This window comes from Pleurocapsa minor HA4230-MV1 (genome assembly GCA_019359095.1).
Taxonomy (GTDB): Bacteria; Cyanobacteriota; Cyanobacteriia; order Cyanobacteriales; family Xenococcaceae; genus Waterburya; species Waterburya minor.
Map to the genome: position 1 here is coordinate 297,942 of JAHHHZ010000019.1, position 20,441 is coordinate 318,382.

Sequence of the window (20,441 nt, forward strand, 5' to 3'; positions counted from 1 at the left end):
TTTAGCAATTTTTAAGCCTTGGAGTTTGAGATTGATCCTTGGGTTTCTAATTTTGGTCAGAAGAATACCAAAAAACTGTAACAAACATTTTTATACAGATGTATCTTTTTTACTTGCTTTTGGTAGATGCCAAGTGGAACAAAAACAATTATTACTGAGGTAGATACAAATTTTGCTACTAATCGCTTTTTTTTAAAACAACTTTAATTTATGAAAATTTTGGTAGTTGAGGATGATAATTATATAGCCCAATTTATGACTACGATACTGGGCAAACAACAGCATTATATAGTCGATGTCGCTCCTGATGGTCAAAATGGCTGGGAATTGGCGACTGCATTTAGTTATGACTTAATTTTGCTCGATATCATGTTGCCAGAAATAGATGGAATTAACCTGTGTCAACAATTACGCCAAGAAGGTTGTCATACACCTATTTTGATGATTACGGCAAAAGATAGCGAAACCGACAAGGTGAAAGGGTTAGATGCAGGTGCAGATGATTATTTAGTTAAACCCTTCAATTTTCAAGAGTTATTGGCTAGAATTCGCGCTTTACTGCGTCGAGGAAATACATCTTTGCCGACGGTATTGGAATGGGGTCTTTTACGGCTCGATCCTAGTAGCTGTCAAGTTACCTATGACAATCAAGTTTTGCACGTTACAGCCAAAGAATATGCCTTATTGGAGCTTTTTCTCAGGAACGGTCAGCGCGTTTTCAGTCGTAGTGTGATCGTCGATCTTTTATGGAATTTAGAAGAGCCTCCTCAAGAAGATACGATTAAGTCTTACATTAAAAGCTTAAGGCAAAAACTCAAAGCAGCAGGTGCGCCAAGTGATTTGATTGAAACGGTGTATGGTTTGGGTTATCATTTAAAACTACTGAAAAAAGAGTCAGCCGAGCCAGATCTCAACGAGATGAAACAACAAATTTTATCAGCAGTAGCTGAATTTCGAGACGCTCTTAAAGGGGGAATTAGCGATCGCCTCTCAGTAATAGATTTAGCAATTCAAGCTTTAGGTCGAAATAAACTAAGTCGGCAATTACGGCAAAAAGCAGAACAGGAAGCTCATAAGTTAGCAGGTGCGTTAGGTTGTGCTGGTTTTATCGAAGGGTCACGAATAGCGCAAGAAATAGAGACACTGCTTGGGAAACAAAATTGCTACGATCAAACCCAGTTTCTAAGCTTATCTAAACTTATCCAAGAATTACATTGTCAAATTGAAATTGCTCCAACTCATTTTATTGGAATAGAAGCTATATCGACATAGAGAAATAAGAAGTAAAAAGTAAGAAGTCGCTATAGGTTATAGGTTAGTTTCAGGAGGCAGGAGGCAGAAGTTTAATTGAGTACTACGTAGCTATTTCCTATTTCTTATTTCTTATTTCCTACTTTCGAGCCGATGATTTCTTATCCTAGCCAATTAACGTACTGCGATAAAAATGAGAGGAGAGAAGAATGAGAATTCGCCAACGAATTCAAGCTAAGTTTGTCACTGTAGGAGTAAGCGCGATCGCTTTTATATTAGTTTCTTGTTCAACTTCCGCTGTCTTTGGACAAACTCCGCAAATACCCAATTTAAATTTACCGCAGCTTAACAATTTGCTGGTTTCTAATAGTTAGTGACGAAGCCGTTGAGACAGGCACGGTGAACTTGGATGGTAGTGGATTATTTACGCTCGCTACTCCTATAACCACCAATGGAGGCAATAAGCCGATCGATCAACGAGTTGCAACTATTGAAAATAATCTCGAACAAATTGTCAGCAGTAATTATGATCGCTTAGAAGTTACGACGCAAATTGATCAGAGTAGTGGTTTGCCAATTATCTCTGTCAACAACCGCTATTTAATGACTGTAACCACCTTAGATGCCCAAATACACGGAAGCAATCCACAAAGACTGGCAAATGAATTCGCTTCCATTGTCAAAACGTCGCTACAAATAGCAAAAAGACAAAGACAGCCCAAGTTTCTTGTCCGTCAGGGAATCATTTCTGGAGGAATTATTATTGGTGCGCTCGCTTTTAGTAGTGTATTTGCCACCTGGCAGCGACGCTACCGACGTCAAAAGCAAAGAATAGAAGCCGAAACACCCGAAAATCCTTTAAATCCTTGATTAATTGAGGTGTTTATCCATCGACTAATCAAAGATAACCAGATTGTCTTTATCTTCCATTCAGGTAGTGATAGAAATCTCTATGTAGGTTATAGATTTTAGCGTCGAGCTAAGAAACAGAGAATTTTAAAATTGTTTTTGATATCTAACTTGAAATTCATTAAAAAAGTAATCGTAGGTAGCACTAACAGAATCATCATTAGTTAACTGGTAAGTCCCTTCGAGTGTAGGATAAATTTGCAGATAATCTAAGCCTATTTTTTCGCCCAAGTTATTAATCGTTTCATCGGCAAAATTAAAGATTTCTTGCTCTATGGGTGTAATGAGAAATTGAGTTACGCCAAATTCAAATAATTGTTCTTCGTTACTATCTTGTAATTGTTCAGCTAAACCGATAAATTTATTGCCTAGTAGAGAAATAATTGCACCTTGACTACGAGGAGGATTGCTACTTAAATTAACGGCGGGAGAATTGATCAACTCTCTTGCCGAGCCTTCTGCAAAAGCATTGAAATTAACACATTTTGATAGCTGGTTTAGCTCCTCTTGAGTGTAAATATTAGCTTCAAATAGAGGTTCAAAGGGTGGTTCAATCCGACAGAGATTTCTAGGAGCTTCGTTAATACGAGGGATTATTTCCTCTGCTTCCCCTTCTACAGCTAGAGTAACGTCAATGGTTTCGTTTCTTCCAACTTGAGCAATTGGAGCGGGAATTTCATTGTCATCGACTACGCCAAGATCGATATTGGCAAGTTCGGATACTTCAGTTTGCAACCTGATATCGATCAAAGGATTAAGAATAGTTTCTTCTGGATCGAAAACGATCGCATTGTCATAATCTCGTTGGAGATTGAATTCGCTGCTGGCAAAATCGACATTGGCTTGTGTTAGTTGTAGTGTTCCGCCTGCTTGTATTTCTGGTACATTATTGGCTGCACCATTTAAAATTAGATCCCCACCGAGGACAAACCTATATACCGATGCAAACTGGAATCGGAGATCTTCTATAGCTACAGTAAAATCTTGTAGTCGAGGCCGAAAAGCATTTTCAGTATTAGTATTATTGCTGTTAGTCGAGGCTGTTTCTGTGTTCTCTGATTCTGACTCATCATCAGGTACAAATGCCTGACCGTCGAATAGTTCTATTTCTCCACCAATTAAAGGACTAAAAGCATCTCCTGTAATGATTATTTCACCTTCAACACCACCTTCATATAATTGGTCTAGATCGATTTCACTTTCTTGGAATACTAGAGTTAGGGGATTATTAATCTTGTTTCTTGGCTCTAATAAAGGTAAAACCCCTGTTGCAGATATTTTACTCTTGGCAAAAGTACCTGCTAACTGTTGAACTTTGATTAGTCTTTCCTCTATAGCAATTTCGGCGGTAACGTCTAGAGGTTCGGTGAAGGCAGCAGTTTGCAGAGTAGTATTATTTAAGATAATTTCTCCCGTAGCATCAAGATCTTGTACGAAAAAATCTTGGCTTAAATCCAAACGTCCATTGGCAGCTAGAGTTACATCTGCTTCACCACCCAAAAACTCGATCGCGCCTCCTGTAAAACCATCAATTAAAGCAATTCCACCCTCATCTAAATTTGCTGTTAAACTCACTCGATCGTTTCCTGGTTTAATCGGAAAGGGAATACTTGCCTGTATTTGTGCCGAGGGGGTTTGTGTGGTGTCTAATTCTAGTCGAGCATTATTATAAACGTAGTTTCCAGCTATTTTGGGTAAAGAGCGATCGCTCAAGGTAGCATTTTCTAGAGTAATATCTCCGATAATTCTAGGAGTTGGTAGTGTTCCTGAAACTTCGCCTGTAGTGCTGATTCTGCCAGCTAAATCTACGGGAATATCGATAAAATTACCAATTGTATCTATCGGTAGATCTTGAATCTTAAAATCAGCCGTAACTTGTTCTGATCTGAGTTTACCTTCTAATGCCACAACAGCTTGGGCTAACTGAATTAACAAAGAATCGAGAGCCAATACACCATTGTTATAATTCCCTTCAATTAATAGCTCATCAATGTTAATTATTCCTGGTTGTCTGGGAATATCAAAGACAACATCCCTACTAGTATCCCAAAGCCAATTATTACCAAATATTTGCCAAGTTAGATTAGGAGAAGTTAAGCTACCTGAGATCGCTACATTTCCTGTATACGCACCTTCAAGATCTAACGGTACTGCCAATCCATTGGATTCGGCAGCTATTTGTTGTAATCGTTGTTGGACGATGATTAATAGTTTTAGTAAATAGCTGACTTTGGCATCTTTTTTGCCTACAGACAAGCTTGATAAAGCGTTAGCCTCTGCTAAATCTGGAGGTTGAAAGAGTTCGGTTACTCTTTGTAAATCGTACCAACCAAAAGCCGAAATGAGATCTTGAATATATGCCTGGGGAATATTTAGCGTTCCTTCTATTTCTTGAGTTGCTAAATTTAATGCACCCTGCAAAGTATAAATGCTATTACCGAATTCTAAAACCGCAGAAGTCAATCTAGCTAAGTTTTCTTCAGGAAGGTAAGCAAACTGTGCTGTTATAGCCTCTCCGTCGATATAACCGACACTGGGGTCGATTACTTCCACTTCTCCCGTAGTTGCCAAGGTAAATAAATTAACTAAAGCTTCCCCTGTTACGTCCCCTGTTAATGCTTCGGTAATTCCTAAATTAGTTGCAGGACTTAAATTAAGTATAGATAAAGGAAAATTCCGAACATCTATATCTAAAACCTCTCCTTGACGGTTGGCAGCGACGACAATTGGTTCTGGTGTTCCTTCTCCTTGACGTAATCTAATGAAAGTGGGTAAATAAGGCAAAGGACATTGTGAGTTTTGACAGGGTTCTAAATCCGCAGCAATTATATCTTGTTGTCCCTGTAAATTAATTGATAGTTCTTCTCCTGGGGAGACGTTGACTGTTCCCGATAATCTCGGCTCAAATGCAGTATTACCTACAGCAAAATTTTGTAGTCGTAAGTTACCTGTTAAATTTAAATTACCTGGATTTAGAGACTGAGTTAATAAGTTTTGTCCTCGTAAGCGTCCAGTAAAAGCAGCATTCCCTGCTAAATCGAAGTTTTCTGCTATTAATTGATTATTAGCAGCTATATTATCTAGTAACTCATTAGGTAAAGTATTTAAATTAGAGTTAGCTTGGAGATTGAGATCGACATTGGCAATATCAAAATTTTTAGCCAGATTACTTAAAACTATTTCTCCTTCTGCTTCTAAAGACTGTTCCCCAACTTGAACTGCCACATTATTAGTCTTAACAGTAACTTGATTTGCTGCTATTGAGTTTAAATCTGCCGACAAGTCAAACTGTGCATCTATGGGTTCTGCAAGCTCGACATTAGTGAGAAAATTACTCGCAGGAATATTTATAGCATTAGCAGCAATATTTAAATTACCAGAATCGATCCCACTTCTGAGAGAAACATCACCGCTACCAACATCGAGATTGAGATTAGCAACGCCATCAATAGTATTTAAGGCTTGAGGTGCAAATTTGCCATTTAATCTGACTGTACCAGTTTCTAGAGCTACTAGTTCATTTAGCTGTAATTGTTCTGATACTAGTGGCTGCAAAAAAGGATTTAAAGTTACATTGTTAGCATCTAAAACAGCCTGCCAGTTATTCTCGGCTAAGTTAGCAGTACCGCTAAGATTTATTTCTCCCGAATTTACTTTTAAATTGGTATCGCGAACCGTTAAGATTGAGTCGTCATACAAGATTTCTCCCGTTCCCGAAAGATCAGTTTTACTGGTTGTATTAACAGAAGGTGCTTGCCAGTTGACCAACACCTCTGGTTGAGCGACAGTACCATCTACTATAGCCACCGCAGTAACTCGATCGACATTAAACGGCACGGAATTAGCAAAATAAGGCTGAAGCAATTCTTCGGCTGGTAATTGTGCCTGTAACTTAAATCCTAACGGCATTGCCGATTTTTGAGCATCACCCACATTGGTTTGAACTAAACCTTGTCCTGTAATTTTTCCACCTGCTGCGGGAATAATACTCAAGTCTTCTAGAACTATTTTCTCTAAACTTGCTGCTAATTCTGCTTCTACTGTGTTAAGTTTAGTTTCAGCGATAGTAACGGGTTGGGTATTACCGATCGTTCCTTGAAGTAAAGGCTTAGTTATCGCACCTGATAACTTTAAATCCGCCTTAATTACCCCTGTCACATCTACTGGCGATCGCACTGGTGCAATATTCAGTAATTTTTTTAAAGCAAAAGACGGTACTGTTATATCCACGTCATAACCCTTTTTCCAGTGAATGCGACCATCTACACGAGCAACAATATCGCCGATGCTAGCTTGGGTATTGTTAATTTTTACTTTTTCACCTTGAAAACGTAAACGCGATCGCGCTTTAATTGGCTTGTCTAACTGTTCGGTTTTTGCTTTAATCTGTTGTAGATTGAGAGTGCCTTGGATGCGAGTATTATTTATCTTTTTAAAAGAAGGAATATTAATATTCAAGTTGGCGTTTAATTCACCATTTTGAAGATTAATTGGTAAATTATTTGGTAGTAAAGGTATAACTTTTGATAGAAATAAATCCTGCACCAAAATTTGTGTTTTTGTCTGACCCGTTTCAATCGAGGTTTTTCCAGCTATATTAGCTGTAGCCTCGCCAATTTCTGTCTCCAAATCGTAGCGAAGATCTTGAGGTTGAGCTTGATTATAGTTAACTTCACCGTCTACCTGTAAGTTAATCGGGTTAGGTTTTTCGTTGGTTAGTAGTGCTACTTCTCCAGATTCAATCGCAACGGTAATATCGAAATCAATCGGTAATCCTCCGCCTTCTGATGAACCAGAAGGTAATTCCAACCACGAACCATTTTTATCTTGTTTGAGATAAATATCAGGATCGATTAAAGTAACTTCAAGTGGCAGAACACCACGAAAAAGAACTGGAAGAAGATTAAATGCAACTTTAACTCGATCTATAGTTGCATAGTCTGGATCTTCGTCATTGACAGAAACAGTAGATTTGTCAAAAGTAATACTGTTCAACGAAAAACTTTCTACATCTCCCAGATCGATAGGACGTTCTAAGCTTTTGTTTAATTGCTGTTCTAAAAAAGGAGGAAGCTTTTTTGTTACTACCCATCTCGTTCCTATACATCCTAATACGCCAAAGGCAAGAATTATACTACCAATAGCAATGGTTGATGGTTTTTTAAAAAGTGTCACCAATGTTTGTAATTAAAATTATTTGGCTCTTGAGACATTAATTTTTTATCAAAGGCTTTTCTAGAAACTAAAAACCTTTTGAGTAGCAAGTAATCGCAATTTATTTTGCTCTGGTGTTTAGAGTAATTAAATAATCAACTAAAAGTTATCTACTATTAGATGTAGATCCAGTAAAAAATTATTCCTATTTCAAGCTTTAACTATTTACCAATGAAATAAGATTGCTATACAAAGAGCATCAAAACTTCAAAAAATCGTCACTTCAAAGTCATATCATCTATCTAAATTAAAAATATCAGTTTGAAGTCAAGTAAAAAATCTCCTCCACTCACTTCAAACTGATTTCCCTAACTCTAATACTATGCAATCAAAATCATATTTATTTTCAAATTTTACTACAAACAAACTATAGGTAAATTTCAACAAATGACACAATCTAATATTTGGAAAAAAACAACTACTTCTATTTCTTTAGTTCTGCTTGGTGGCGGTATCGCTCTTGGTGGCAACTATCTCATGAATAGTCCTCAAAGCTTTGCTCAAAGCTCAGATAATGACGTTGTTACTACTAATGAAGGAGCAACAAATGAAGCTACCGAAACAGCAGTAGCTATTCCCCAAAATTATGTTAGCGATGTAGTTAACCAGGTAGGTAGTTCGGTAGTGCGGATCGATGCATCTCGTAAAGTTGCTACTAACGTCCCTGCGATGTTTAACGATCCCTTTTTTCGTCAATTCTTCGGTTCTCAGATGCCCAATATTCCCAACGAACAAATTCAGAGAGGGATGGGATCGGGTTTTGTAATTAGTTCCGATGGTTTGATTTTAACCAATGCCCATGTTATTCAAGGTAGCGACAAAGTTGAAGTAACCCTTAAAGACGGACGTACCTTTGCAGGAAAAGTAATGGGAACAGATCCTTTAACTGATGTAGGAGTCATCAAAATTGCAGCGAAAAACTTACCAGCAGTTACTTTTGCCGATTCTGAGACACTACAGCCAGGAGCATATGCGATCGCCATTGGTAATCCTTTAGGTTTAGATAATACTGTAACTACAGGTATTGTCAGTGCTACTGGCAGAAGTAGTTCTCAAGTTGGCATCGCTGACAAGCGAGTTAGCTTTATTCAAACCGATGCAGCCATCAATCCTGGTAACTCTGGAGGGCCTTTACTAAACGCTAAAGGGGAAGTAATTGGCATAAATACCGCCATCATTCAAAATGCTCAAGGTATTGGCTTTGCTATTCCCATCAATACAGCCAGAGATATTGCTGAAGAGTTGATCGCTAAAGGTAAAGTCGATCATCCCTATTTGGGTATTCAAATGGCAACCATTACACCCGAACTTCAAAAACAACTCCAAGCTAGCAATGAACAATTGCAGTTGACCGCAGAAAAAGGTGTAGTCATTGTCGATGTAGTTCCTAATTCTCCTGCGGATCGGGCTGGGTTAAAATCTGGCGATGTGATTCAAGAAGTTAATGGCGAAGCGGTATCTCAAGTGGATGAAATTCAACAGGCAGTACAAGAAACTCAAGTAGGCAATCAACTACCTCTTCAACTACAACGAAATGGTCAAGAAGTAAATCTCAAGGTTGAAGTCGGAGTTTTACCTACACCTCAACAAACTATGAAATAACTAAAGATTTTAATTTTCCTCACACCACATGAGCGGTAAGTTTTACAGATAACTGAATTTACCGCTTTTTTCTTAAGCCTTTGTGCATTTAAATTGTGTAAGCTTTTTCACTTTTAGGTTAAAACCCTTTTGACTTTTGACTTCACTCAACTTTTAAATAGCGTATCGAAAATAGGACTTAGTATTATTCCGCTTTAATTTCATCAATTTCTAACCAACTAAGTAGGAAGACTAAACTGGCTGCAACACCATAAGGTAGAAAACGATTTAGCCAACGTACTGGATAACTGAGTAAAAAAGCAATAATTGCAGCCAAAGAAAAGATCGTTATTATAGTTTCAAAATAAGTTAATACTGGTAAAATTGCCCAGCCACAGGCAAGAAATAGCAAAAAATGAATTAATGCTCGAATACTGATTCGATGCCAAAATTTTTCTACGGAAGTATCGTTCATTTTTAATTTATAGTATTAAATATTAAATAGCTTGGCGATCGCTCCCATTTGTTCAAAATCAATCAAAAAAATAATTACAATTTTATTAAGTATTTATCTTTCTCATAAGTCTTAAATATTTAAAATATTTTAATCAATCATTGGGAAGATGTAAGAGCTAGAAAAAAATGTTTTATTTTTCTTAAAAAATTATCTTAAAAATTTGAAAAATATTTCGAGTTTTCCACTAGTTTTCCACGATTTAAATTTAACTTGGAATTTAATTAATTTGTAAACAAAAGAGAGATAGAAAAATGGTTCTGTATAAACTTGAAGAATTTGATGAAAATTACCAAGATGCTTTTGGTGGCGACGACATTAAGAAGTATGATGTCTATTCGACGATAGATAATGAAAAAGTTGGCACCGTCAAAAATATTTTGGTTGAAGAAACGGGTCGTTTTCGGTATTTTGTCGTCAATACAGGTTTTTGGATTTTTGGCAAGGAAGTATTATTACCTGTCGGTCGTTCTTTGATTGACTCTAATAATCGCTGTATCTATGCAGTAGAATTCACCAAAGAACAAGCGCGAGAATTACCAGAATTTAGCGAAAATCTGAAAATCGATCGCGACTATGAAGAACGGGTAACGGGAGTTTATAGTCCAACGATGGGAACAGCGACTCAGTTAGGCACTGCTACAGCTTCCATTCCTTATGTAGTACCTGAAACCACAGCTACCCCAACTGAACCCAGCAACATCTACAATTATCAACAACAGCCAGATCTCTTTGAGATGAGCGATCGCGACCATCAAAATCTCAAACTATACGAAGAAAGATTAGTTGCCAACAAACAACGCCGTAAAACTGGAGAAGTAGAAATTGGTAAACGTGTGGACACCGAAACGCAAAAGGTTTCCGTTCCAATTGAAAAAGAACGAGTCGTAATCGAAAGAACTACTCCAGAAGATGCTGGTAAGCCAGTATCCCCTGGGGAAGCTGACTTTCAATCCGAAGAAGTCGCCCGCATGGATGTTTATGAAGAGCAACCAGATATTCGTAAAGAAGCCGTTTTACGAGAAGAAGTTAATGTCAGAAAGGAAGTAGAGCGCGATACTGTTAATGCCGAAGAACAGATTCGTCGAGAAGAACTGGATATAGACAGCGAAGGTCGTCCAATTGTGGATAAAAATCGCTGATAAATTTTTAATGGAGGCAAAATCGTGCGTTTTGGGCAATGGCTCGGTTTAATCGCCCTAATTATTTCTCTTTACATTCTGTGGCAGATTCGGCAAGTCGTTCTTTTGCTGTTTGCTGCTGTAGTTTTGGCAACCGTCTTAAACCGAGTCGTGCGACGATTACAGCGATCGCGGGTTAAGCGAGGAATCGCCATTGCCATTACCATTATTATGGTACTGGCATTTGTTGTGGGCTTTTTTGCGCTCATCGTACCGCGTATTGTCGAACAGTTACAACAATTGATTGATATCTTGCCACAAGTATCAGGGCGACTGCGTACTTGGTTAGATAGTCTACAATCTATAGTTCCCAGCTCGATGTTAGAACAACTCGAACAATTTCGGGGTTTAGAAAATCTGACCCAACAGATTCAAGCCTGGATTTCGCAACTACTCGGCAACTTTTTTGTCTTCCTCAATAACTCTCTGAGTGCTGTCTTGAGCATATTACTATTTTTGGTTTTAACTATTATGCTCTTGGCAAATCCTTCTCAATATCGACGTATCTTTATTCTGGCTTTTCCTTTTTTTTATCGGCGACGTATCGATGAAATTCTCGATGAGTGTGAAACTGCTTTGGTGGGCTGGATTAAAGGCACTCTCATTGCCATGGTCGCGATCGCCTTAGTGTCTTTTATTGGACTGTCAATTTTGAGAGTTCCTCTGCCTTTTGTCAACGCAGCTTTAGCAGGTTTACTAGAGTTTATTCCCAATGTTGGGCCAACCCTAAGCGTTATACCACCAGTACTGCTTGCCTTGCTCGATGCGCCTTGGAAAGCTGGGGCAACGATATTGCTTTATATTGCAATTCAACAGTTTGAAAGCCTAGTTTTGGTTCCTTTGATTATGAAACAAGAAGTAAATCTCTTGCCAGTATTTACTATTTTGGCAGTAGTAATTTTTGCGAATTTGTTCGGGTTCTTAGGTTTGTTGCTCGCTATACCTCTGTTGATTGTGTTGCAGATATGGATAAAAGAAGTTTTAGTTAAAGATATTCTTAACAAATGGTATCTCGATCGAACAAATAATTCAGGCTAACATCTGCTGTTCTACTGTTAGCCTCAGACGATGGAGAAGGATCTCGCCGTGGAGAAAAATTAAAGTTGGAAAACATCGACAAATACTTGTTTTTCTTTTCTAATTCTACTTTGGTCTGGAGAGTCGTAAAAAACCATCAAACTATCTTTTTCCTCCAAATAAGAATATAAAGCCAATCCTTCCGCATGATCCCAACCAACGATCAACGGTAAGTTGAATAAGGCAATAAGGTCATCATCATCTTGTGAGTGAATGAGATTGTCTGATTTTTCTAACGCATTTTGCCAGCAGAAGACTTGCATTTGTCCTTCTAAATCCATAGTTGGCCCTGCCAGAATAATTAAATTTTTGTCTCGAATACACAACTCTCTAATTCCTAAACCATTGAGCAAGAGAAAATGCTTTTTGTATTTTGCTCCCTGCTTAGTAATTTCTTTGAGAGACAAAACTCCAGTTTCGGTTGATTCTATTTCTAACTCTAAAATAATCGCCCAGCCTCGCAGAACCGGACCGCGCAAACCCAAAAACAAACGATTTCCTTGTACGGCTAAACCTTCGATATCCAAACCATTCTCTTTAGAAGGAATGCCTGCTGTGATAAATGGTTTGAGATGTCTATCTTCTTTAAGAAGCTCAAATAATACATTCCGCTCGTCAATGATTTGCAAACAAGCCGCGGTTAATGTTTCTTTCTCAACTGACGAACAAGATTTAACTAATTCCCCGTTGTGTACTGGAATTCTAGCTAAGATAAATCGATTAAGCTCTGTTTTCACTGTTGCCAGCCTTTCCAAATCCTTTTCGAGATCTTTTCCTTTAACTTTTTTGCGTTTGGTACTGTGAGAACCCGTCAACCACAAGTAACCTTCTGAGAAATCCATTCCTTCAATATCAATTTCATCTTCTGTATTAAATAACTCTATATAGTCTTTTAATAAAAAACGTTGATGTTTACCATAACTATGACTATCGAGCGGAGAAAGGCGTTCTACACCGATTGTTTCATCAGAACCAAGCCACAAATTTCCATCAGAGGAAAAAGCGGCAGCGGAAAGGTCGCTAACTATATCGCTAGCCCTGGCTTCCAAGTTGAGTAAGACCCGGCTGAGTAAAAAGCATGAGGACTTAGACATAGTAATTATTTAAATAACTAAAGTAAAGAAAATTTAGCTCGATGTCTTCAACTTAATCAAAAAATTCAATAAATCAATTTGACTAGTTGTAATCCTTCAAACAGTCTAACAATTTTAAATAAATATAATGCAACTATATCTTAAGTTATAAATTTCATCATGCTCGCATATTTTCCACTAGTTTTCCACTTTTATAGCCAAAGATTAGATTAATGGTGTAGAAAGTTTGTAAATGGAGAATCAATTTATATGAAACGTCTTAGTTTATTAAAGATTCTTGGGGTTAGTCTTTTTTCATTAGGTATGACAATAACACCACTAGCTTTGCCTGTTTCTGCTCAAGGTACTCAACCCAATGAACCAACAGTAGTTTATGAAAATCAAGATGACGATTTTGATTGGGGTTGGTTAGGATTATTCGGTTTATTAGGTCTAGCTGGGTTGGCTAAGAAGAATCGTCAAGAACCCACCCCTTATAGAGATCCAAACATCTAATGTGGCAAATCACAGTAATTAATTATAAAGATAAGAAATTCTCAAGCAATTGTCCTACAAAGTAGCTTTAGAGCGATTGAACATAAAGTAAACACTTATCGCTACTTAGAATTTTTGAGATTAACAGCTTAAGACCGATTTAATTTCAGAAACTTTATCAAGATAGTTATCTAGCAAGAGTATTAAAACACCAACATTAAAAAACACAAGGAGATTTCTAAATGCTACAAAAATCAAATAAGTTAATTAAAAGATTGTTGAGTCCTACAGGAGGAGTATTCGCTCTCGCTCTGATGGCAGTAATTCTCCCTGCTTGCAACAATAGATTAGAAGCAAGTAATAAACGAGTGAATCAGCAACCAGTGGCTCAACAGCAAGAGAATAATGTTACTACAGAGGATGTTGGCGAAAATACTCAGGCTTTGATTGGTAAGACCGTAACTATTAGAAGCGAACCTCTCCAAAAAATAGGTTCTAATACTTTCACGGTTAATGACGAAGAATTTTTTGGTAGTGAACCAATTCTAGTTGTTAATTCTTCAGGAGAGCCTTTTACTTTCCCTGAAGATGATGATACAGAAGTACAAGTAACGGGTGAAGTTCGCAACTTGGCAGTAGCCGATCTCAACCGAGAATACGATTTGGATTTAGAGCCAGATTTATATACAGATTATGAGAATCGACCAGCAATTATTGCCCAATCGATCGCACCTGCACCTGAACCTGGAGAAATTGCCGAAAATCCTCAGCAGTATTACGGACAAGCTTTAGCTGTAACAGGCGAAGTAGAAACTCTCTACAATTCCAATACTTTTACCCTCGATGAAGATGAGTTGTTTGGTGGCAAAGACTTGCTGGTACTAGTTAGGAATGGTAACACAGCTAATACAACTGTCCGAGAAGACCAGACAGTAGCCGTAACTGGCGTACTTCGTCCGTTTGTGGTTGCCGATCTGGAACGGGAATACGATTTTAATTGGGATGAAGGCTTTGTAAGACAATTAGAAGCAGAATATAAAACTAGACCCGTACTTATTGTTGACCGCGTATACCAGTCAGCAATTCCAGACGTAGCTAAATAAAGTCAATTTGACCGCTCAATTACAGAGCTACGTCTTTAGCATAAACTTGCGTAAACTCGGCACCAAGTAAAAGAATTTGAGCAGAAATCTTATCTAATTTATCGATTTTTTGTCAAGCATTTTTTTCTGGTCTTCTATCAAAAGATATAAATAAAACTCGGTAGTATATTTGATTTTTTTTAAAGATTAATAACTATTTTGTTGTTTGTATGATAAAAAACCCGTTTTTTTGCCATCGTCGTCATTGGTATTATCCTTTACTTGGCTTTTCAGTCGCGTTAGGTCTTAATGTCGGGACACCTAAAATTGCTCACTCCCAATCCATATTTGAATTGCTGTTTCAAGGAGCGCAAATCGTCCAACTTTATAATATTTCCGATAAAGAAGAAGTGGCTTTGGGCAAACAGATAAACCAACAGCTTGTCAGTCAGCAATTTCAACTCGCTGACGATGCTAGCGCAAACCGTTATGTCGATCGTGTTGGTCAACACTTGGCGCAAAATAGCACCCGTCCCGATATTCCCTATACTTTTCAAGTAGTACAAGATGAAAGTATTAACGCCTTCGCAACTGCTGGCGGTTTTGTTTATGTCACCACTGGTTTATTAAATGCTGTAGACAATGAAGCACAGCTAGCAGCCGTCATAGCGCACGAAATCGGTCATATTGCCGAACGCCATACCATAGACCAAATGCAACAAACTGCGATCGCGCAAGGAGTAGCTACAGCAGTAGGAGTAGATAGTAGCACCCTAGTACAGATCGGGGTAGAACTAGCCTTAAATCGTCCTCGCAGTCGCGAAGCAGAATATGAAGCCGATCGCTTGGCAGTACAAAATTTAGCTCGCACGAATTATCCGCAGGTTGCCATGATTAACTTTTTACAAAAACTACGCAGCCAATCTTCACCGCCAACATTTTTGAGTACTCACCCAGCGACAGGCGCTCGTATTGCTAAACTGCAAAAAATTATTGATTCCCCCCAAGCAAATAGCTAGAGATTAATCGTACTTGAGCGCATTTCAAGTTTGAAAGAAGCAGTTTTGTATAAATAATCGGCGATTAAATTTATTTCTTAAACTCTTTACCAAGAGGGATGTCACGAATTGACAAAAAATATACACTGATTAACTTATTGTCATCGTACCAATAGTATTATGTATGAACCGCTAAAATTGATAAAGCTTATCGCGAGCCTTTTTCTGGTTAACTATTTGTTTTGCTGGATATTTATCGCGCATTGGCTTTTTAGACCGATTGTTACCATCGTTTCATTTTTAGGTGGGCTGACACTGATTGGTTATCTTGGCGTATTTATTATTCATCAAAAATAGACCATGAAACAAAATCCACTGACTCTCTCGCGTTGGGTATTTCTCTGGGCAGCACTTGGTATTGTTTGCGGTCTGTTTGCTTCAGTTTATTGGATTGTTCTCGTTTGGATGACTCATCACTTCGAGAAGTTTGGCGGACTTTCTCTTTTGTTAGTCATGCCGTTTGCAGGTTTTCTGGTGGGGTTAATCATTCATTTATTAGGCAATCCAGGTGAAATCGGCTTAATTATCGATAATATCCATCTGCAAGGGGGACGGCTGGCAATGCGCGAAAACCCTTCCATGATTTTTGCATCTTTGATGAGCATCTCTAGTGGAGGGAGTGCCGGGCCAGAAGCCCCAATGGTTCAGGTTACAGGGTCAATTGGTACGTGGTTAGCTGATCGCTTGCAACTGCAAGGAGAAGCCTTAAGAAGCATGAGCATTGCTGGCATGGCTTCAGGTTTTACCGTTCTATTTGGTGCGCCGTTGGGAGGAGCAATGTTTGCTCTAGAAATTTTGCATCACCAGCATATCGCACAATATTACGAGGCTTTCCTTCCCGCCATTGTCTCTAGCTGTGCGGCGTATACTGTCTTTGTAATGATTACTCGTTTGGGAATTGGACCAGTTTGGCACTTTCCGCACTACCAAGCCCCAGGTATCGATGATTTTGCTATGGCAATTCTATACGGAGTAGTGGGCGCGATCGTTGGCTGGCTATTTATTTTGATTTTTCGCGGCTGCGATCGCGCTTTTACCAAGCTAAATTGCCCGATCTATTGGCAAACGACTCTCGCTGGATTAGTACTTGGCATTCTAGCAGTTATATTTCCCCTAACTCGTTATTTTGGCGAACATCAGCTAGAATCGATTATCGAGGGAAATTTTAATGCCACAACGCTTTTGGGATTAGCTTTAGCTAAAATGTTGGCGATCGCAGTTACCGTAACTGGAGGTTGGCGTGGTGGAATAATCATTCCTTTATTTTTTACGGGAGCTTGTGTTGGTAATGCTCTTGCCGATATTTTTCCCAGAGTGGATTCTGCTTTGGCTATCATTTGTATTATGGCATCTCTTAATGCTACGGTGACGCGAACTCCCATTAGTACAACTATTTTACTCGCCAAGCTAACGGGTTTTAGTCCTCTAACACCAATCTTATTTGCTAGTTTAATCGGCTTTTTTTTAGCACCGAGAATTCCTTTTATTGCCTCACAGCTTAAACTTGAACAAACGGAATAGTCTAGTGTAGAAACTTACTGCGCTTTTCAGTTGAGTAGACCATACAGATTAAACCTGATAATTAGGCTAAAAGCTCTTGCGTAGCTGACGTAAAGCATATAGCTAATAGCTAATAGCTAAAACCAGCTAATTATAAGCGTAGTCCATTCAATTGAAAACTGCTGTAAAAGCGTCATCAAGTATTTATGTGAATAATCTGAAACTCTGCTTGTATGCGATCGCTTTCAAGTCATTGTCACCTCCTGTACCTCAGTCTTTGGTGTTAGTAGTAGATACAAACAAGGGACTACAATCAAGGCAATTAGGGTAGCAGTAATTAACCCGAAGATAATGGCACTACACAAAGGCATCCAGGTGGGATCGCTTAATGCTAGAGGAATCAAGCCAATAATAGTAGTAACGCTAGTAGTTAATATAGGTCGTAGACGATCAGCAGCACCTCTAACCGCCGCTTGTCGTTTTGGCATTCCTTCTTGCTGGTAACTGTTCATCGTATCAACCATGATGATCGCATTGTTGACAACAATCCCTACTAAGGCAATAATGCCGATAAAAGCGGAGAAGGAAAAAGGAATTTTTGTCAAGAAAAAACCGCCAATTGTGCCAATCATCGCAAAAGGAATTGTCAGCAGAATAATAAACGGCTGTCGAAATGAACCGAGTTGCAGTACCAAGACAGCAAATACCAAAAATACTGCTAAAGCAAGTGCTTGACCTGCCGAACCAAAGGTTTCTACCTGGTCTTCCGTCTCACCGCCAAAACTATAGCTGTAACCACTCGGCCAGTTCTGCTTCATTTCTGTTAGTTTTGGCTCTAAAGCTGCTAGAATTTCACCAACAGTTCTGTTTTCGTTTTTCGCTAGTACCGTAGCCGTCCGCCGTCCGTCTCTTCGAGCAATAGAAAGGGGTGCTTGTGCTTGTACTACATCAACAACGGCACTTGCCGAAATTAATTCCTCATCGGGATTATCGCTAAAGAAACGCACCGCTAGCAATTCATCTCTACGGGTAGGCCCGCCAACTTGACCGTTACGCGAGGGCCAAGCGGTGCTAAGGCGAATTTCTAGGTCTTCTTCGTCTCCACCTAGGGCAAAATTGCCAATATCGATCGCTCTAGTATAATATTGTGCCTGGGATGCCAGTTGTTCTTCACTCAAACCGTAAAAACTTAGTTCTTCCCGTTTGGGAATCAGCCGTAAATCTGGCTGTAAAGCCCCTAGGCTATCGCGGACATCGGTAACACCAGGAATTTGTCTTAAAGCCATCTGCACTTGCTGAGAAATTTCTCGCAATTGCGTTAGATCGCTACCGCTAATTTCAATTTGAATTGGATCGCCAGTTTGTCCTGCTTGTTGGGCGTTTAAGACTAGAGTTGCCCCAGGATATTTATCTAATGCTGTTTGCAGTTCATTACGCAGGTCGTCAAGATATTCAAAAGAGATTTGGTCGCGTTCATCTTCGGGAAGAAAAACGCCAGAAAAGCCCAGCAGATAACTACCTTCAGTTGGTTGCAGATCGCCAGATGCTACTAAATTACTACGTTGACCGACATATTTAATGACGCTTTCGAGGTAATCTTTCTCCCGCAGAATTTGCCCTAGGTCGTCGGCAATTTCTTGAGAAACATCAAGGGTTGTAGTAGGTGGTAATTTTACGTTAACGCTAAAGTTGCGCTGGTCAGATTGAGGAAAAAATTCGACTGAGATTTGAGTAAAGATAAAGAGGGTACAGACAAACAGGGCAATTGCTCCTATTGACCAAGCCGTAGCGATAGTTTTGTTTTTTACTGTATGATTGAGACTCCAGCGCGCCCAACGCTCCGAGGCTACTTCAAAGATGCGATCAACGCGAGACTTTGACTCAACGCCTTTGACGTTGGCAAGTAAATAACGAGATAGGGGAATATCGACCAGAATGGCGATCGCAAAACTCAGTACCAAACAAATAATGGCAGCAATGGGCAATAACTCGATAAACTTACCCAGCGTACCGCTGATCGCCATCAACGGTGTTAGGGCGAGAATTGTAGTTAACTGACCTGAAAAAGCTGGGGAAGCATAGGTTTTTATCGTTCGTAGTGCTGCTTGATCGAAGCTTAAGCCTTTGATAAAAATCGCTTCGTGCATTCCTTCCATCATTAAAATAAAAACATCAACTAAAATACCCAAAGCCAATACCATGCCAATTAGCACCATGTTATTGAGAGTTTGACCCATCAGCCAGAGAACTGCCAATGTACCTGAAAACGTTAGGGGAATTGAAAGACCAGCAATTAACGCCTCGCGCCAGGAAAGAGCAATAAATAAGATCGCAAATACTGCTGCCATTGCTTGCAAAGCATTGACAAATAAATTTCCTAACTGTTCCCAGATAATTTCTGATTCATCGGCAATAATGCTGTATTCCATCCCGTAGGGCCAAAGATCGGGATTTTGCTTAATTTCGTCGATTGTGGCGACGACGTTATTAATCACCTCAATCGAATCTTGTCCTGGTACTTTAACTACGCCTACGCTGACAACAGGTTGAAACTCTTCTCCTTGGGTACTGATAAAGGCACGAGTTTCCTCCTGTTCTAGTTCTCGACGCACTGAAGCAACTTCATTTAAACGAACTACTCGCCCTTCCAGACGCGCGATCGGTAATTGCTGTAATTCTTCAACTGTGCGAAACCGACCATAAAAGCGTACTTGACTTCCAATAACGTCGCTTTCAATCTCGTTGAGAGGAACATCTTGGTTAGCAGTGCGGATCTGATTGGCAACGGTAGTCGGCGAGATAACCAAGGCAGCCAAGCGATAAGGATTCATCTGCACGCTGATAACTTCTTCTCTAGCACCGCCAAGATTGACTTCACTTACTCCCGCTACCTGTTCCAAACGGTCTTGTATTTCCTCCGCAGCTTGAGAGATTACGGTTGAGTCAATGTTGCCATACAGTGCCAGAGTAATAATCGGTGCATCGTTAAGTGAAACCTGTTCGACTACAGGCTGTTCCGCATCTTCAGGTAATTCTGATTCTGCCTGAGAAACCGCTTGCCGTAACTCTTGAATGGCTCGATCTGTATCAGCATTACTGGTAAACTCGACGTTGATTACTGAGAACCCCGTGTAAGAAGCACTTTGAATCTGTTTGACATTCTCTACTGAGGTGATTTCTGTCTCGATTTCGTCTGTAACTTGCTGTTCGATGGTTTGTGGGTCAGCACCTGCCCAGGTAGTAGTAATATTGGCAACGGCAATGTCGATATCTGGTTGGGACTGTTTAGTCATAGAAAAATAGCCCAATACTCCGCCTACAATTAATAAGACGCTCAAAAGAATGGCAAAAATCGTGTTGAGAAAAAAGAAACGAGATAGTCGCGAGGTTTGAATGGTATTTTTTGGTGATTCTAAATTAGCGGAATGTCTGTCGCGATCATGTAGGGTTGGCTTCGCCTCATCGCGATTTAAATCTCTATTTTCTGATGATTCTAATTGACTCAT

General features: G+C 39.3%; 14 protein-coding genes. 10 read left to right on the top strand and 4 right to left on the bottom strand.

The features are described from left to right. Positions 1-210 precede the first annotated feature (210 nt). From KME09_10555 to KME09_10565, 3 genes are all read left to right on the top strand, one after another. A complete protein-coding gene (locus KME09_10555; GenBank protein MBW4534362.1) occupies positions 211-1,272 on the top strand; it encodes a response regulator in 1,062 nt (353 codons plus the stop codon). Positions 1,273-1,460: 188 nt separating this feature from the next. Continuing rightward, positions 1,461-1,625 carry a hypothetical protein gene (locus tag KME09_10560; GenBank protein MBW4534363.1) on the top strand — a complete coding sequence of 55 codons (165 nt, stop codon included), beginning with the start codon at positions 1,461-1,463 and terminating at the stop codon, positions 1,623-1,625. A 25-nt stretch (positions 1,626-1,650) separates the two neighbouring features. After that, complete coding sequence (locus tag KME09_10565; GenBank protein ID MBW4534364.1) at positions 1,651-2,121, top strand: hypothetical protein; 471 nt, start codon at positions 1,651-1,653, stop codon at positions 2,119-2,121. Between the two features lie 126 nt (positions 2,122-2,247). Here the strand turns inward: KME09_10565 and KME09_10570 are convergent, their stop codons facing one another. Next, a complete protein-coding gene (locus KME09_10570) occupies positions 2,248-7,335 on the bottom strand; it encodes a translocation/assembly module TamB domain-containing protein (protein ID MBW4534365.1) in 5,088 nt (1,695 codons plus the stop codon). Positions 7,336-7,761: 426 nt separating this feature from the next. Between KME09_10570 and KME09_10575 the strand changes: the two genes are divergently transcribed. After that, the gene (locus KME09_10575) at positions 7,762-8,976 is read left to right on the top strand and encodes a trypsin-like peptidase domain-containing protein (protein MBW4534366.1); all 1,215 of its coding nucleotides are present in this window, start codon (positions 7,762-7,764) and stop codon (positions 8,974-8,976) included. A gap of 184 nt (positions 8,977-9,160) precedes the next feature. Here the strand turns inward: KME09_10575 and KME09_10580 are convergent, their stop codons facing one another. Further along, positions 9,161-9,430, bottom strand: a complete 270-nt coding sequence (locus tag KME09_10580; GenBank protein MBW4534367.1) for a hypothetical protein — start codon at positions 9,428-9,430, stop codon at positions 9,161-9,163. 293 nt (positions 9,431-9,723) lie between these two features. Here KME09_10580 and KME09_10585 point away from each other — a divergent pair, with 293 nt between their 5' ends. Together KME09_10585 and KME09_10590 are read left to right on the top strand one after the other, a co-directional pair. Next, entirely contained in the window at positions 9,724-10,611 is an 888-nt protein-coding gene (locus KME09_10585) for a DUF2382 domain-containing protein (GenBank protein ID MBW4534368.1), read from the top strand. Between the two features lie 24 nt (positions 10,612-10,635). Next, a complete protein-coding gene (locus KME09_10590; protein ID MBW4534369.1) occupies positions 10,636-11,688 on the top strand; it encodes an AI-2E family transporter in 1,053 nt (350 codons plus the stop codon). A gap of 59 nt (positions 11,689-11,747) precedes the next feature. Here the strand turns inward: KME09_10590 and KME09_10595 are convergent, their stop codons facing one another. Next, on the bottom strand, positions 11,748-12,821 hold the full coding sequence (locus KME09_10595; GenBank protein ID MBW4534370.1) for a DUF3616 domain-containing protein: 1,074 nt from the start codon (positions 12,819-12,821) through the stop codon (positions 11,748-11,750). A gap of 303 nt (positions 12,822-13,124) precedes the next feature. Between KME09_10595 and KME09_10600 the strand changes: the two genes are divergently transcribed. The 4 genes from KME09_10600 (at position 13,125) to KME09_10615 (ending at position 16,956) form a co-directional block, all read left to right on the top strand. Then, entirely contained in the window at positions 13,125-13,316 is a 192-nt protein-coding gene (locus KME09_10600) for a WGxxGxxG-CTERM domain-containing protein (GenBank protein MBW4534371.1), read from the top strand. Positions 13,317-13,537: 221 nt separating this feature from the next. Next, positions 13,538-14,398, top strand: a complete 861-nt coding sequence (locus KME09_10605; protein MBW4534372.1) for a hypothetical protein — start codon at positions 13,538-13,540, stop codon at positions 14,396-14,398. 209 nt (positions 14,399-14,607) lie between these two features. Continuing rightward, entirely contained in the window at positions 14,608-15,396 is a 789-nt protein-coding gene (locus KME09_10610) for a M48 family metalloprotease (GenBank protein MBW4534373.1), read from the top strand. A gap of 339 nt (positions 15,397-15,735) precedes the next feature. Further along, complete coding sequence (locus tag KME09_10615) at positions 15,736-16,956, top strand: chloride channel protein (GenBank protein MBW4534374.1); 1,221 nt, start codon at positions 15,736-15,738, stop codon at positions 16,954-16,956. Positions 16,957-17,180: 224 nt separating this feature from the next. On the opposite strand, the gene KME09_10620 is transcribed toward KME09_10615, so the two are convergent. Further along, positions 17,181-20,441 carry an efflux RND transporter permease subunit gene (locus tag KME09_10620; GenBank protein ID MBW4534375.1) on the bottom strand — a complete coding sequence of 1,087 codons (3,261 nt, stop codon included), beginning with the start codon at positions 20,439-20,441 and terminating at the stop codon, positions 17,181-17,183.

Bases quoted from the DNA above. Each gene is read 5' to 3' on its own strand.
- KME09_10555 (MBW4534362.1), top strand. From the start codon at position 211: ATGAAAATTTTGGTAGTTGAGGATGATAATTATATAGCCCAATTTATG.
- KME09_10560 (MBW4534363.1), top strand. From the start codon at position 1,461: ATGAGAATTCGCCAACGAATTCAAGCTAAGTTTGTCACTGTAGGAGTA.
- KME09_10575 (MBW4534366.1), top strand. From the start codon at position 7,762: ATGACACAATCTAATATTTGGAAAAAAACAACTACTTCTATTTCTTTA.
- KME09_10580 (MBW4534367.1), bottom strand. From the start codon at position 9,430: ATGAACGATACTTCCGTAGAAAAATTTTGGCATCGAATCAGTATTCGA.
- KME09_10585 (MBW4534368.1), top strand. From the start codon at position 9,724: ATGGTTCTGTATAAACTTGAAGAATTTGATGAAAATTACCAAGATGCT.
- KME09_10595 (MBW4534370.1), bottom strand. From the start codon at position 12,821: ATGTCTAAGTCCTCATGCTTTTTACTCAGCCGGGTCTTACTCAACTTG.
- KME09_10600 (MBW4534371.1), top strand. From the start codon at position 13,125: ATGACAATAACACCACTAGCTTTGCCTGTTTCTGCTCAAGGTACTCAA.
- KME09_10605 (MBW4534372.1), top strand. From the start codon at position 13,538: ATGCTACAAAAATCAAATAAGTTAATTAAAAGATTGTTGAGTCCTACA.
- KME09_10610 (MBW4534373.1), top strand. From the start codon at position 14,608: ATGATAAAAAACCCGTTTTTTTGCCATCGTCGTCATTGGTATTATCCT.
- KME09_10615 (MBW4534374.1), top strand. From the start codon at position 15,736: ATGAAACAAAATCCACTGACTCTCTCGCGTTGGGTATTTCTCTGGGCA.
- KME09_10620 (MBW4534375.1), bottom strand. From the start codon at position 20,441: ATGAGTCAATTAGAATCATCAGAAAATAGAGATTTAAATCGCGATGAG.